At 39.8% G+C, this 15,760-nt stretch carries 10 protein-coding genes; 9 read left to right on the top strand and 1 reads right to left on the bottom strand.

Features of this window, described 5'->3' with window-relative positions; translation table 11 throughout:
• The first annotated feature begins 9 nt into the window (after nt 1-9).
• The 6 genes from ACTB0Y_RS03805 to ACTB0Y_RS03780 all read left to right on the top strand — a co-directional run bounded on the left by ACTB0Y_RS03805 (nt 10) and on the right by ACTB0Y_RS03780 (nt 7,939).
• Nucleotides 10-1,149 (top strand): efflux RND transporter periplasmic adaptor subunit, encoded by a 1,140-nt coding sequence (locus ACTB0Y_RS03805; protein ID WP_463205468.1) that lies wholly within the window; start codon nt 10-12, stop codon nt 1,147-1,149.
• Between the two features lie 2 nt (nt 1,150-1,151).
• Nucleotides 1,152-4,322 carry an efflux RND transporter permease subunit gene (locus ACTB0Y_RS03800; protein ID WP_463205467.1) on the top strand — a complete coding sequence of 1,057 codons (3,171 nt, stop codon included), beginning with the start codon at nt 1,152-1,154 and terminating at the stop codon, nt 4,320-4,322.
• The gene (locus tag ACTB0Y_RS03795) at nt 4,312-4,734 is read left to right on the top strand and encodes a DUF2141 domain-containing protein (RefSeq protein ID WP_463205466.1); all 423 of its coding nucleotides are present in this window, start codon (nt 4,312-4,314) and stop codon (nt 4,732-4,734) included. Before ACTB0Y_RS03800 ends, ACTB0Y_RS03795 begins: the two co-directional genes overlap by 11 nt.
• 2 nt (nt 4,735-4,736) lie before the next feature.
• The gene (locus ACTB0Y_RS03790; RefSeq protein ID WP_463205465.1) at nt 4,737-6,059 is read left to right on the top strand and encodes a TolC family protein; all 1,323 of its coding nucleotides are present in this window, start codon (nt 4,737-4,739) and stop codon (nt 6,057-6,059) included.
• Between the two features lie 72 nt (nt 6,060-6,131).
• Nucleotides 6,132-6,641 (top strand): hypothetical protein, encoded by a 510-nt coding sequence (locus tag ACTB0Y_RS03785; RefSeq protein ID WP_463205464.1) that lies wholly within the window; start codon nt 6,132-6,134, stop codon nt 6,639-6,641.
• A 1,121-nt stretch (nt 6,642-7,762) separates the two neighbouring features.
• Nucleotides 7,763-7,939, top strand: a complete 177-nt coding sequence (locus ACTB0Y_RS03780; protein ID WP_463205519.1) for a Txe/YoeB family addiction module toxin — start codon at nt 7,763-7,765, stop codon at nt 7,937-7,939.
• Nucleotides 7,940-8,062: 123 nt separating this feature from the next.
• Here ACTB0Y_RS03780 and ACTB0Y_RS03775 read toward each other — a convergent pair whose 3' ends face one another.
• Complete coding sequence (locus tag ACTB0Y_RS03775) at nt 8,063-9,496, bottom strand: carbon starvation CstA family protein (protein ID WP_463205463.1); 1,434 nt, start codon at nt 9,494-9,496, stop codon at nt 8,063-8,065.
• 401 nt (nt 9,497-9,897) lie between these two features.
• On the opposite strand from ACTB0Y_RS03775, the gene ACTB0Y_RS03770 reads away from it, so the two are divergent.
• The 3 genes from ACTB0Y_RS03770 (at nt 9,898) to ACTB0Y_RS03760 (ending at nt 15,552) form a co-directional block, all read left to right on the top strand.
• On the top strand, nt 9,898-12,258 hold the full coding sequence (locus ACTB0Y_RS03770) for a hypothetical protein (RefSeq protein WP_463205462.1): 2,361 nt from the start codon (nt 9,898-9,900) through the stop codon (nt 12,256-12,258).
• A 69-nt stretch (nt 12,259-12,327) separates the two neighbouring features.
• Nucleotides 12,328-14,958, top strand: coding sequence for a tail fiber domain-containing protein (locus ACTB0Y_RS03765; RefSeq protein ID WP_463205461.1), 2,631 nt, complete (start codon nt 12,328-12,330; stop codon nt 14,956-14,958).
• A 90-nt stretch (nt 14,959-15,048) separates the two neighbouring features.
• Nucleotides 15,049-15,552 (top strand): T9SS type A sorting domain-containing protein, encoded by a 504-nt coding sequence (locus ACTB0Y_RS03760; protein WP_463205460.1) that lies wholly within the window; start codon nt 15,049-15,051, stop codon nt 15,550-15,552.
• Nucleotides 15,553-15,760 lie beyond the last annotated feature (208 nt).

The following is a 15,760-nucleotide window of genomic DNA, read 5'->3' as shown; positions in this document are numbered from 1 at the left end:
GTATCTACAATGAACAACATCAACAAGTTTAGCCGGAAATTAAGTGTTATCACAGGCTTTGTGATAATTGTGGCAGGTGTTACTCTGGGGGTTTTCCTTATTAAAAATCCGAAACAGAAAGCCCCTGTCAGCGATAATAAAGATTTTGATATATCTGTAGTGAATACAAAAACGGTAGCATTAAATGAAATTGCGCCAACGTATGAAACTACCGGAGAGGTAATTGCCAGAAACCAGGTAGAAATTTATGCCGATGCTACCGGTACGTTACATGCAAGCGACAAGCCTTTTAAAAAAGGCGTTACAGTACAAAGGGGCGATACCCTGATTCATCTTGATAAGCGTGAAAAAGAACTGTTAATAAAATCCGGTAAAGCAGATTTTTATAGCCTGCTTGTAAGTTTGTTGCCAACCATTAAGAGCGATTATCCTGAAAGTTTTCATCAATGGAAAGATTATGTAGATAATTTCTCCAATACAGCATCCATTGCGCCACTCCCCGAACCGAAAAGCGAACAGGAAAAATACTTTTTGGCCGCTAAAAAAGTCAGGAACCGTTATTTGTCAATCAAAAGCAGTGAGGCAAATCTTGAGAAATATACCATTTTAGCACCATTCGATGGCGTCATCACTAAAGGAGAACTCAACCCCGGCACTTTGGTCCGTGCAGGTCAGATGCTCGGGGAATTAATGGAACTGGGGAAATATGAAATTCAGGCTGATATACCTTTAGATGAAGCTAATGCCATTCATACCGGAGCCCCAATAACTATCACATCTGATGCATTCAAGCAGCAACTTGAAACCAAGATAACGCGCATCGGAAAAATTGTGGATCAGAATACCCAAACCATACAGTTCTACGCAAATATTAACAGCAGAAACGTTCTGAAAAACGGTATGTTTGTGACTGTTACAGTACAATTACCGCCGGTAGAAGATGCATTTTTAATTAACCGCAAATATCTGACAGAAAACGGCAAACTCATACAAATTAAGGATTCGTTGCTTCAACTTATCCCCTGTACCATTGAAGGTTATAAAGGAAATCAGGTAATTCTTACACAAGTACCTGCAGGCATTGAAGTAGTAAATCAACTGCTTCCCGGTGCTTACGAGGGAATGCAGGTAAAAACAATAAATAAATAGCTATGCAAAAAATTGTAAATTACTTCATTAAATATCCCATTGCTGCAGATCTGATGATCTTTTTGTTCAGTATCATCGGTATTATGTCCATACTGCAGATGACCAAAAGCCGTTTCCCTGAGATTGAAAGTAAAATCGTAACCATTGAAACAGTGATGCCAGGCGCTTCACCTGTTGAATTGGAGCGGGGTATTACCATAAAAATAGAAAATGAGCTGCAGGGGATTACAGGTATTAAAGAGATCAACTCTGCTTCACAAGAAAATGTATCCATTGTTAATGTCGAATTAAAATCAAAAGCGAATAAACAGGAAGTTTTATCTGATGTAAAAAATGCGGTTGATGGCATAGCCACTTTTCCGGATAATGCTGAAACACCTTCTGTATATCTGCAAGAGATGAAAGATGTGGCCGCTACCCTGGTGCTTACGGGTTCGATTACGCACCGTGAGCTCAAAAAATATGCAGATGACGTCAAGCAACAATTGATTGTGAACAAGGATATTGCAGATGTAGCATTGAGCGGTAACAGACCAGAAGAAATTGAAATTGCTTTACATGAAACCAGTATTAACCGATACAAACTTAGCTTTAATCAGGTTGCACAGGCAGTTTCGGATGCAAATATTGACGTAACTGCCGGAACAGTTGAAACCGACGGGCAGCAAATAACGGTTCGTGCATTGGGGAAAAAGTATAGTGCGGATGAAATTGGTGATATTGTTGTAAAAAACACCCCTGCCGGAGGTACGGTGTTGCTGAAAGATATAGCCAATGTTAAAGAAAAATTTGAAAAGGGTAGTACCGAAATACTGCTAAATGGCAAGCCGGGTATCAAGTTGGAGATAATGACCACGTCAAAGCAAGATATCACCAACGCGGTAGATATGGTTACCGATTATATCGATACGTTTAATAATCAGAATGCCACCTGCCATTTATCAATGGTGGAAGATGGTAGTGTCGTTGTAAATCAGCGAATAAATTTGCTGCTGAAAAACGGAGTTATGGGCATGCTGCTCGTATTGTTGGTACTTGGGCTTTTTCTGAATATTCGATTAGCTTTTTGGGTGGCTGTAAGTATTCCTGTATCCATGCTGGGCATGTTTATTATTGCTCCCGGCTTTGGGGTCAATATCAATATGTTTTCACTTTTTGGATTAATCCTGGCTTTAGGGCTGTTGGTTGACCATGGAATTGTAATTGCCGAAAATATTTATACAAAATATGAAAAAGGTCTACCTGCAAATCAGGCAGCCTGGGAGGGATTGAAGGAGGTTGGTTCGCCGGTATTGATTTCAGTAGTGACAACGGGATTGTTTTTTCTGATATTCTTTTTTCTTGAAGGAACAATGGGAGATTTAATCGCTGATGTAGGCTATACCGTGCTAATCATCTTAATTGTTTCATTAGCCGAAGCATTTCTTATTTTACCCGCTCATATTGCCCATTCAAAAGCGTTAAAAAGAGGGAGAAAACCAGGGCGGGTTGAAAGTTTCACCAATACTATATTTGAGACATTCCGGAAAAAACTTTATAAGCCCGTTCTAAGGCTTTCAATGAAATATAAGTTGCCTGCTTTTGCCTTTTTCATGGTTGCTTTTTTGCTGTCAGTTGCTTTACTCGCAGGTAAACATTTGCCGTTTACTTTTTTCCCTGTGGTAGATGAAGATACACAGAGTATTCAACTCGAAATGCCCCCCGGAACGTCAAGAAGCAAAACCAGCAAAGTCATCAACAAAATACAATCACAAATTGAACCAGTCAATGCATATTATAAATCCATACGAGAAGATGGTGAAAATGTCATTCAGGACTATCTACTGCAAATGGGCCCCAATGATAATGAAGCTACAATTACCTTATACCTGCTCAATGGCGAAACAAGGAATCTTGAGGGGTTTCGAATTGTTAACGCCATAAGAGATAAAGTAGGTTCCCTGTCAGAAGCGGCTTATGTAAACTATGGCACACCTTCGTTTTTTGGTGCGGCCTTATCGATTGAATTAACAGGCACAAGTTTCAACAACTTAAAACAAGTTGCAGGAGAAATTTATAAAGGTTTAAAAACCATTCAGGAACTCAAAAGCATTCAAAAAGATGATGAAGAAAGCGGTGAAGAACTGATTGTGAAGCTTACACCGGAGGCGCGGGCTCTTGGTGTCTCGTTACGCGATATTACTGAACAGTTGCGATCAGGTATTTTAGGATATGAAATACAAACCTTACAGCGCGGCAATGAAGAGGTTGCTGTCAATTTACGCTACGCCAATAAAGACCTGAACAGTTTTGAGGATATTAAAAACTTGAAAATAAAAGTCAGTAATCCTGAAAGGGTTTGGGAAACTACGGAGTACACTTTAAAATCGGTAGCGAAATTGGTGTCAACCAAAAGTACAAAGGTAAAAAAGCACGAAAATGGCTTACCCGTCATCACAGTTTCGGCCGAGCAGGTTGACCCCAATGAACCCACTCCTGAAATTCAGGAAAAAGTTGAAAAAGAACTGCTCAAGCCCATCATGAAAAATTATCCCGATGTAAGTTATAAATTTGGGGGGCAAGCAGAAGCGGCCAATGAAACCATTGATTCAACACGTAAAGTAACGCCAATAATTTTGTTGCTTGTATTCTTTAGCATTGTTATTGCTTTTAGGTCTTTCAGACAGGCAATTATTGTATTCCTGTTAATTCCTTTTACATTCATTGGAGTTGCAGCGGGCCATCTCATACATGGTCTTCCACTATCGATGCTCTCTTTTTATGGAGTAATAGCCGTGGCTGGTATTGTGATTAATGATTCCTTGGTTTTTGTGACGCGGTTTAATCAGCTATTGCAGAGTGGGGTTCCTTTTAACGATGCTGTATTTCAAGCCGGTAATTCCCGTTTTCGGGCTGTAGTACTAACATCAATAACAACTATTGCAGGCCTGGCGCCATTAATCCTTGAAACAAGTTTACAGGCACAGTTAATTATTCCTATGGCCATTTCATTATCATACGGGCTTATCGCATCTACCCTGATTATGCTCATTCTATTGCCATTGTTACTGAAATTTCATAACAGTATGTCAATTTGGTTTTATTGGCTTTGGCATGGTGAAAGAACAGCGCCGGAAACAGTAGAACCCGCTGTTAAAGAATTAAAACAATTAAAGGAACAAAATGAGGAATAAATTAATAATTGTGGCAGGCCTAATTTTGTTTGGGCAAATTGTTTTGGCTCAAAACTATGATATTATGGTTCAAATTGACGGCTTTGAAAGCAAGCGTGGCAATTGCATAGTAACCCTTTTTGATGATTCAAAACCGTTTAATGTTCAAAATAAAGGCATCATGCAGGTGAAAAAAGTCATAACCGGAGATAAAAACTGCACTGTCATTTTTGAGCATTTACCCAGAGGTAATTATGCCATTATAGCTTTTCACGATGAGAACAGTGATGGCGTATTAAATACGAACCTGCTGGGTTTGCCAAAAGAGGGCGTTGGTAATTTAAACAATCGAAAAGGCAGGCCCGGTTTTAATAAATCTAAGTTCCTTTTGCAAAAAAATGAATCCGTTAAAATAGAAATAAAACATCCATAATTATGTTTAAACAAAAATTAACCTTGGTATTGATAATTATCATAAACGCTATATCGGCTCATGGTCAGGATACAACTTCGTATAATCTTGATACACTTATTGCGTTTGCCGTTAAAAACAACCATAATGTTCAAATAATCCGCAATAATGTAGAGATAGCAAAAAACAATGCAAGCTTAAGCAATGCAGGATTATTGCCGGAGATATCACTCACAGGTAATGCTTCTTTGTCCAGTAATGATACGAAAGCAGAATTTAGCGGCAATATCCCAACTTCAGAACAAAAAGGTGCCAAATCAATTAATTATGGGGGTAGCGTTGAAATGACAAGAACGCTTTTTCAGGGATTTTATTCAGTTAATAAATATAAAAAACTAAAGTCGCAGGCAGAATTGTCGGACATCAGGCTGCAAACAGAAATTGAAAATACGATAGTTGCATTAACAAGAAGTTATTATACCTACATTGCTATTGCAAAAGATTACAATATTGCCTCAGAAAATCTGTCCATTTCTAAAGAAAGGGTAGAAAAAGTTGAAGACAACCTGGTTTTTGGGCAAAGCAACAAAAACGAACGCTTAAATGCCCAAAGTGCCCTAAATGCAGATTCAATTCAATTGTTAAACTTAGAAAACCAGAAAAAGAGAGCTTTTCATGATTTGCTCAAATCTTTAGGAAAAGAAAACATAAATATTTCGGATATAGATTCCCCAAAATCAACACTTGATTTATTGCTGTTGGATTATAACCAATTAAAATCGGAGTTAGAAGAATACAACAAAGCTTTAATACAGGCATCTTCCAACCTGGGAATTTCTCAGTTAGAATATAAGATGACAAAAGCCAGCCGTTTTCCCAATATAAAACTTTCAACAGGGTATGGCTATAACCAACAAGAATTTGATGTGGGGGTAATGACATATAATCGTACATTAGGTTTTGATGTGGGCATCACTGTTAGTTACAATTTATTTGATTTCGGGCAACGGAAAAGAAATATTCAGAACGCTAAAATAGCCGTCCGGAACGAACGATTAAACATTGATAATATGGAGTTACAGATTCATATGGATTTTGAAAAAGCCTGGTCAGATTATGAGCTTCAACTCAATACTATTGAAATGGAAAAGCAAAATTTAGCCAATGAAAAAGAGCGTTTTAAAAGTGTAAAAGATAAATATTATTTAGGGCAAACCGATCATTTAACTTTTCGCGATGCGCAGTTAAGCCTTGCCCGTGCAAAATCTCAATTGTTCAATGCCCGAATTAATGCCAAACTTGCTGAGCTGGAATTGTTGAGAATCTCAGGGGCATTGATTCGATAAATCAATATTTTTATTGAAAATAAATTTTTCTCAATTGGCAAAGAGTCGCGAAATCATTAAAGGATATACATCATGACAAAATTAACACCTAAACAAACCAAATTATTAAAGAGTATCCATGTTTTAGCTGCCGGTATTTGGATAACCACAGGCCTGGTAATGTTATCTTTTGAAACTTTCATTCCTGAAAAAATTCAAACAGGTGAGCATTTATATATGACCAATTATATTTTGTATTTTATCGATACCAAAATATTGCCTCCGGCAGCTATCACTTGTTTGCTTACAGGTTTAATATATTCTGTTTTTACCAAATGGGGTTTTTTCAAACACAACTGGCTTATATTAAAGTGGATTGTAACTGTCGTTCTCATTCTTTTAGGCACCTTTGCCTCAGAGCCATTAATTATCAAAATGCTCGAACTATCTAAATATGAGGGCATAGCAGCACTAAACAACAGTAACTACGAAGTAATTTCAAATGGACAGTTTATACTTGGCCTGGTGATGTTATCAACACTTGTAGTAACGGTTTTTATTTCAGTTTTTAAGCCTTGGAAAAAAAAGAAGAAGCCAGCTTAAATATTCCGGCTAGCTTATCCATCTTTCTTCTGCAAGCTTACTTCTAAAAGGTAGCCTTCCCAAAAAATGAAGCCTTATGCTTTTGGGAAGGTCACCTAAGCTCCACGATTTAAATAGATTGCGGCTTATAAAACGTCTATAATTTACCGGCCCCATAGTCCAACTTTGTTTTATCCTTCATTTATTCCATAAATTAACTTAGTAGAATCCTAAATTTGAATTTGTTACAAATATGTATTACTTTGCTAAAACAAAGGATAAAACACTATTCTGTTGGCAACAAGCTAGAGAAACGACCGTGCAACAAAATAAAATATGAATTATGAATTTTGATGAAAACACAACAAATGTTTTAGCCTCAATTAACCAAACACTTTTTTTACAATTTTAAATCTTTTATCTTCGTCCTCGGACAAACGACCGATGGTGACTGTTATACCGAAGGTTTCAAGGTGTACGGATTTTTTGTTCGTGCACTTTTTTTAATTTTTTTGCTCGGTTTTAATTGGGGCTAATATAAGCTCTTTAAAAACGGAGAGGAATATTTTTGCAGCCGGATTTATCCGGTTTTTGACAGGCCAAAAAAGGAATGCCTACACATTGCCCCAGGACCTAAAAGGACAAGGCCCAACACGCAGCTTGTGTAAAATTTGGAAATGTACAAACGAAAAATAACGAAAAGGCTAATAGCAAGCGCGAAAGAGTCCTTTTAGGGATACAGGGCAGCGCGTGAGGCGAAAGTCACTCATCGAATTTCACAGGCATTTCTATTGCAATCACTACATAAAAAATCAACGGCACTACAAAAAGCAACAAGTGAGGGTTTCGCTCATCAGAGATTCAGCGACGCTCCCCGCATAGCGCCTTCACGGCGCCTATCTGATAGAAGATTAACGAATGCATCCACCGGCTAGGCGGCCAACAGCCGCTATGCCGTATCGCATCCGTTTTCGCAATTATCGGATCGGGTTTATTTTTGAAAATGAAGCTATTGTTTTTATTCGTTTCTTAAATCGAAAAGACATTTATAGATTTTTCCCGTAAAGGTGCTTGCTCAGAAGTGCACAAAGCGAAGCCCTCACTAACCGAATTTCACAGATACTTCCATATCCTAACCCAGCATAATAAATCAGCGGCACTGCAAAAAGCAACAAGTGAGGGTTTCGCTCCTACAACGGACACCTTCCGAAGGAACAGGACGACCTGAAAAACTTCGATATGATTTGGCGGGTTATTGGGCACGACGAATTGACCAGGAACATAGATTGGTTTATTCTTGTCGATTGCATTACGATTAAAAGAAAACTTACAAAACCTTAATCGAATAGATGGCCAGTGAGCTAAATCAGCCCACTGGAGCACCTCTCAAATATTTGTACTGAATTCCTCAGCCGCCGAAGAAAGCTTCAGCATAGGTGCCATCATCGTTTACGGTAATACCATACAAAATACCCCATTATCAGAATGGCCACACCCACGCCAGTCCAATAGGCCAGTTCGGGATCAAGGGCCAGGCCGCCGTTTGTATGGGGTGCGATCAGTAAGTAACTGACTACGATGAAGGTCATAAAAGCTGCGGGAATGCTCATCAACCAGTGGTTTTTCTTGTTTTGTATCAGGTAGGCCGCTCCCATCCAGAGCACCACCGCCGAAAGCACCTGATTCGACAGTCCGAGGTATTTCCAAACCGTGGCAAAATCAAGCTGCGATAATACAAAGCCCAGCACAAAAAGCGGCACACTCACCAATAATCTGTTGGTAATGGACTTTTGTTTGAAATTGAAAATATCGGCCACGGTAAGTCTTGCACTTCTGAAAGCTGTATCACCGGTACTAATAGGCAATGCAATAACGCCCACAATGGCAAAAATGGCCCCCACCTTACCCAGCCATGACCGGCTGATCAGATCTACTATCTCGGCAGGATTGTGACCAACCTCGGCCATTTTAGCGTTAAGGCTTTCCGCATCGCCGAAATAATTCATGGCTGCCGTGGCCCAAATAATGGCCACAATACCTTCAGCAACCATGGCCCCGTAAAAAACCTGGCGTCCCTGCTTTTCGTTTTTCAAACAGCGCGCCATCATAGGAGCCTGTGTAGAATGAAACCCAGATATAGCCCCGCACGATATCACAATGAACATCATGGGAATCAGTATATTCTGGTCGGGCGTGTGGTGCCAGTTCTTCAGGTTTGCAGGTATGAGTTCCATCATGGCCAAATCGCCTGTTGCACCCTTCCATAGCATGACACCGGCAATACCAACGGCCATTACCAAAAGGGCTGCCCCAAAAACCGGATAAACTTTCCCAATTATTTTATTGATAGGTAATAAAGTGGCAATTAGATAATAGGCAAAAATACCATACAACCACCACAACTTTCCGCCACCTGTAAACTTCTCCAATAGACCGGCCGGCCCGGTTACAAAAGCCACTCCCACAAAAATAAGCAGTACGATGGTGAAAACCCTCAGGAATTGCTGCATACCCGTGCCCAGGTACTTGCCGACCAGTTCGGGCAGGCTGGCACCATTGTTACGCACTGACAGCATGCCTGAAAAATAATCGTGTACACTGCCCATAAAAATGGATCCCAATACAATCCACACATAGGCCCAGGGGCCGTACATAGCTCCCAGAATAGCACCAAAAATGGGTCCCAGTCCGGCAATATTCAAAAATTCAATCATGAACACCTTCCAGCGCGGCATGGGAATAAAATCTACACCATCGTTGAGCCTGTAGGCAGGTGTTTTGCGGTTGGCATCTTCGCCAAAAAAGCGGCCAATAAATTTTCCGTAAATCAAATATCCAAGCACAAGGGCTAATATGGCGAGAATGAAAGTAATCATTTTTTGCAGGCAAATTTACAATAAACATGCGCTCATTGTTCAGCTTAAACGCCAAAATTCAATCACAAACCAGGGCTATTACACCAAAAGCTTTGGCAATAGCTAAGAAAACGCTTCCATAAAAAATCAGTAAAGCATTAATGTATTATAACAATCACAGCACATTATTGAACATATATCACTCATTACCAAGTATGTTAACAAAAATATAAAACCTCGAAAAATTGTTTTTTTACAATTTTATGCAGTAAATTGCTATGAGAAATGATGGCTAAGCTGTAGCTAAAAATTTTCAATGGGATAGAAAAACAGGGGAAATGACTTTTACATAAAAGCTTTGAATCACTTTCAAAGCACAAGCATAAAAACACTTCCAATTATAATAACTAAAACTGCATATCATGAAAAAACAGTTACTTACAACTTTAGCATGTATCCTGAGCATTTCTTTTATAAGTGCTCAACCAGCAACTTTTAGCTACCAGGCAGTAGTGCGCGATCTCGACGGCACATTAATAACAGATCAACAGATTATCTTGCAACTATCTGTTATTGATAATCAGGAAGCCCTTTATTACTTAGAGGAACATGACGTCACAACCAGTGAGTTTGGTCAAATTCAGGTTGATGTTGGTGGTGGAACACCTATTTCAGGTAATTTTGAGACTATTCCATGGGATTCAGCACAACTTTTATTAAAAACCGCTATTTCAACAGATCAGGGCGCATCTTTTACGCACCTGGGGCAAGCTCCCCTGCTCGCAGTGCCTTATGCGCTCTACTCCGCCTCCGGTGAGGCCGGTCCGCAAGGTAACGGTATTGAATTGGTTTCTGATAATGGAGACGGTACACTCACATTCCATTTCACCGATGGTTCCACCTACACAACTCCAAACCTTGCCGGCCCAACCCTGGAAGACCAGCCCGGCAACCTCATCTATCACGATTCCACCGGATGGGTAGGTACCGATGCCATCAAAATTGCCGGAAATAATGTGGGCATAGGAAGCAATCCGGCCATTTCAAGACTTCTGGTTCATGGCGACACCGCCGCCAATCAAGACGACCCTATTTTTGAGGTTAAAAACAAAGATGGAATGGTGGTTTTTGCGGTGTACCAAAATGGCGTTGAAGTAAATATAGATGAGACCGTAAAAGAAAAAGGGCTCAAGGGTGGTTTTGCCGTGGGCGGTTTAACCTCTGGAAAAGCGACTGCGGCCCAGTATTTCCGCGTCACACCAGACAGTGTTAGAATTTACTTAAAAGAAGATACCGCAAAAGCCCTTAAAGGCGGCTTTGCTGTTGGCGGACTTACTTCAGGAAAAGGATCAGCTGAATACCTAAGGGTAACGCGCGATAGCACAAGAGTTTATGTGAATGACCCTGTCAAAGGGACCAAAGGTGGATTCGCAGTTGGTGGACTTACCGGGGGCAAAGCGGGTACAAATTTCCTCGATCTTACCCCGGATAATTACTTCATTGGTCACAATGCAGGAGCCAATACCGAAGCAGATGGAACTTATTACGGAATGTATAACTCATTTATAGGATTTGAAAGTGGATATCTGAATACAATAGGTCATCATAATGTCTATTTGGGCTATTTTTCCGGTCGGTCAAACGTTGAGGGTTTCAATAATGTGTTTATAGGAAATAATACCGGTTCGTCAAATTTCGATGGATACCGGAATGTTTTTATTGGTACAGATGCCGGGGCAAGCAATACCGAAGGTTATTTGAATACTTTTATTGGGAATGTGGCTGGTACATCAAATATTAATGGATTAGCCAATACTATAATTGGGAATTATGCAGGGTATAGCAATGAAAGCGGTAACTTAAATGTATTTATCGGTCAATCAGCTGGCATGCAAAATAGAAGTGGTAGCATGAATGTTTGTGTTGGCCGACGGACCGGTTATTGGAATAAAACTGGTATGACAAACACTTACATTGGTGACGATGCCGCATATAACGATACAATTTCGAACAATAACGTATTTGTCGGGGCGGCAGCAGGTTTTAATATTCAAAACGGAAATAATAATGTGTTTCTTGGTTACCATGCAGGGTATAACGAAACAGGTTCCAATAAGCTATATATAAGTAATAGCGAGACAAATAATCTGATTTATGGAGATTTTGATGCTCAAACATTAACGTTTAATGGGAAAGTAGGTATTTATAATAATAATCCGGCTTACCACATCGATATCAATGAAGCTGATGCAACTATTTCATTAAATGGAAATGAAATCGCCAAATTAACAGGAGGTACAGGTATCGATATGGATATCATTCCATATAGCAACACAACCTATGATATAGGAAACATTGATGCAGCGCAGCATTGGGATGATGTTGTGGCCAACGAATTTGTAACTTTCGTTAAGGGAAATCAATTTAAATCAGCTCAAAAAATGGATTTGAGTATTGATTTACTTAATGCATTGGAACCAATAAAATATACTTCAGATGAATCCGAAGAAAAAGTAGTCAAGTATGGTTTTACAATAGAATCACTCCACAAGGTGGCACCCGGTGCGCTTGTGACATCTGATATTGATTTTAATGAAGAAACAGGGGATTATACTGTTAAAAAAGTAGATAATCCCGGAATTAATTATGATGCTGTATTACCTGTAGTTGTCAATTTTATGCAACAGCAGCAACAACTGATCAGCAAGCAGCAATCTATGATTGAAAAGCAACAAGAGCAGATCAATACATTAATTAAAGAGGTTGAAAAAATAAAAAAATAAAAAATGACGACAGTGTTTTGTCATACTGATAACTAGAAAGATAAAGTTAACATTTAATACCTTAACATCATGAAAAAACTATTGACACTACTCCTTTTGATGTTTACCATGTGCCTCACACTTATTGGTCAGCCCACCACATTCAATTACCAGGCAGTGGTGCGGGATACAGAAGGTAATTTAATTACCAGCCAGGATATTCAATTCCGTATTGAAATTTTAGATAATACGCAAAACTTGCTCTATTCCGAAATCCATAGCATCCAAAGCAATGAATTTGGACAGGTTAGTCTTGAAGTAGGTGGTGGAACTCCACAGCAGGGCGACTTCTCTACAATCCCCTGGGGCAACCTTCAACTATATTTAAAAACAGCCATTTCACTGGATCAGGGGGCAAGCTACATTGAGATGGGGCAAGCTCCCCTGCTCGCAGTGCCCTATGCCTTTTATGCTGCCTCCGGCGAGCCCGGTCCGGCCGGAAATGGTATAGAAACCGTTGAAGACAATGGCGATGGGACCCTTACCTTCCATTTTACCGATGGTTCCACCTACACCACTCCAAACCTGGCCGGCCCTACCCTTGACGATCAGCCCGGCAACCTCATCTACCACGATTCCACAGGATGGGTAGGTACCGATGCCATCAAAATTGCAGGCAGCAATGTGGGTATTGGCACCAACCCGGCCTTATCCAGACTGCTTGTGCACGGCGATATCAATGCCAGCATCGATGACCCTATTTTCGAGGTTAAAAATAAAGATGGCAATGTGGTTTTTGCAGTCTACCAGAACGGTGTGGAGGTAAATGTTGATGAATCAGCCAAAGACAAAGCCCTTAAAGGAGGATTTGCTGTAGGTGGACTTACCGGAGGTAAAGACAGCATTGTACAGTATTTCAGGGTAACGCCCGACAGCGTACGTGTATATCTGAAAGACGACACCACTAAAGCTCAAAAAGGTGGTTTTGCCGTCGGTGGGCTCACATCAGGAAAAGGCTCTTTAGAATACCTCAGGGTAACACGCGACAGCACCCGCGTATATGTCGACAACGCAGCAAAAGCTCAAAAGGGTGGATTTGCCGTGGGTGGACTCACCTCAGGTAAAAGCACTGATTATTACATGAACATTACAGAAGACAACTATTTCATAGGTCATCAAAGCGGAGGTCAATTGAATACCGGAACGTATAATTCCACATTAGGATACCAATCAGGCTATTCTGTTTACGATGGAAATAGTAACTCATTTATTGGTTACCAGAGCGGATATTCCACAACGAATGGTGAAGGCAATTTATTCCTGGGCTATCAATCAGGATACAATAATGCCACAGGGAACTACAATTCATTTTTAGGTTACCAATCCGGATTCAGTAATACAACGGGCAGTGCCAATAGCTTTCTGGGAAGCTATAGCGGATACAGCAACACAACAGGAGACCTGAACACTTTCGTAGGATTCGAATCCGGTAATTCCAACATAACCGGAACAGCCAACACATTTATTGGTAGTTATGTGGGCCAAAATAACACAGATGGAAATTACAACGTTTATATAGGCGAGCGAGCCGGATTTATGGGACTCAGCCCCAACCTGAATGTTTTCATAGGTTACAGAAGTGGTTATGAGGTCAATACTGGATCCTCTAATGTGGCTATTGGCTATCTCAGTGGTTATAGTTTAAATAATGGTGCGGACAACGTTTTTTTGGGCACCAATGCCGGATACAGCATTGAAGATGGAAACAAAAATATAGTTATGGGTTCAAACTCAGGATATACCCTTAGTAATGGCGACAATAATGTATTTATTGGCGATAGCGCAGGTTATACCGGCGGCGCTGTTGATGAAAGTATATTTATGGGTTCTGCAGCAGGAAAAAATGCCATCAATAATATGGAGAATGTATTTATTGGATACCAGTGCGGCTATCACACAACCACAGGGAACTTCAATGTTTATATTGGAAACAGAGCAGGAAGAGACAATAATGGTGGAAACAATGTTTTTATAGGCCGGGGAACTGGAAGATATGTAACATCAGGTGTAAACAATGTTTATATGGGTATAGGTGCTGGTGGCGACAATGTCGAGGGTGACAACAATACCTATATCGGCACACTGGCCGGAGGAAACGGAACATCAGGAAACAAAAACGTTTATATTGGAAACTTTGCAGGAGGAGCAGCAGTGGGCGACAGCAATGTATTTATTGGTAATTTTGCCGGGTATTCAGAAACCGGTTCTCAAAAGCTCTATATTGACAATACAAGCACCTCAAGCCCATTAATCTATGGCGATTTTAATAATAACTGCCTTCAGGTCAATGGAAATTTCTATTATACAGGTTCTTTTGGCGCTTGTTCCGATGCCAGGTACAAAAAAAATATCCAACCCATCTCAAATGCGCTAGGCTACATCATGAAATTACAGGGAATTAACTATTACTGGAGACAGGATGAATTCCCTGACGTTCCCTTCAGCGACAGAAAACAAATCGGACTTATTGCCCAGGAGGTAGAAAAACTCATACCTGAACTGGTTTCAGAAAATAATGACGGGTACAAAACCATTGATTATGCAAAGCTTACACCTCTATTAATAGAGTCGATAAAGAGCCAGCAAGAATCAATCGAAAAACAAAAACTTCTGATTAATGAACTCGTAAAAAGAATAGAAAAGCTTGAAAATAATAAATAACCAACTCCGGCCCATGGTTTTGTTTTTCAACAAATAAAGAACTAATTTGCGGGAGAAACAGATGGCTGGCAACCCTAAAAACAACAAACTATGAAAGCAATATTTTTAACAATAATCGCCGTTGCTGTAATGGAATTTGCAGCAGCACAAACAATATCAAAAGATGTTGTAGCAACTGCCGGTGACAGCTATTCCAATGCAAATGAAAACATTGTATTAAGTTGGACACTGGGCCAAACTGTTACGGGAACCTTTTATTCCGGTGATGGATCTTTCTCTATAAGCCAGGGATTCCACACCGGCATGCCCTTGAGTGGCATTGGCATTGAGGAATATGCGCAAAACAACCAGCTTCAAAACTTATATCCCAACCCAACAAATGGTAACGTTTATCTTGAAATGGCAGCTACCCCAAAAGGAAAAGCCACTTTTAGGGTATACAATGCGCAGGGAGATCAGGTATTTACTCAAAACGCTAATTTAGACGAACAAAAAACGGAAATCAACTTACAAACATTAAACCCCGGTATATATTTTATAACCACGGTTTTTGAAAACGGCAATAAAACAAGTCATAAAATTATAAAACTATAAATCATATAAAAGTAGCTTATAATTTTATCCTTGTTCCTGGTTTTATAGCTGCAAGAAAACCACCCGTTTTTTCGAGTGCTTGATTTATATGTTTATAATTTTGATTTCAATGGTCATATAGAGCTCGCCACAAAAAATACAATAAGTAACATGCTATTTTATAGTTGTTTAATAATAAAATACGTTCGAAACTAAGTTTTAGTCGTGG

The sequence above is a fragment of the Salinivirga sp. genome, from assembly GCF_055145285.1.
This window is presented reverse-complemented; position numbering and strand designations above follow the sequence as displayed.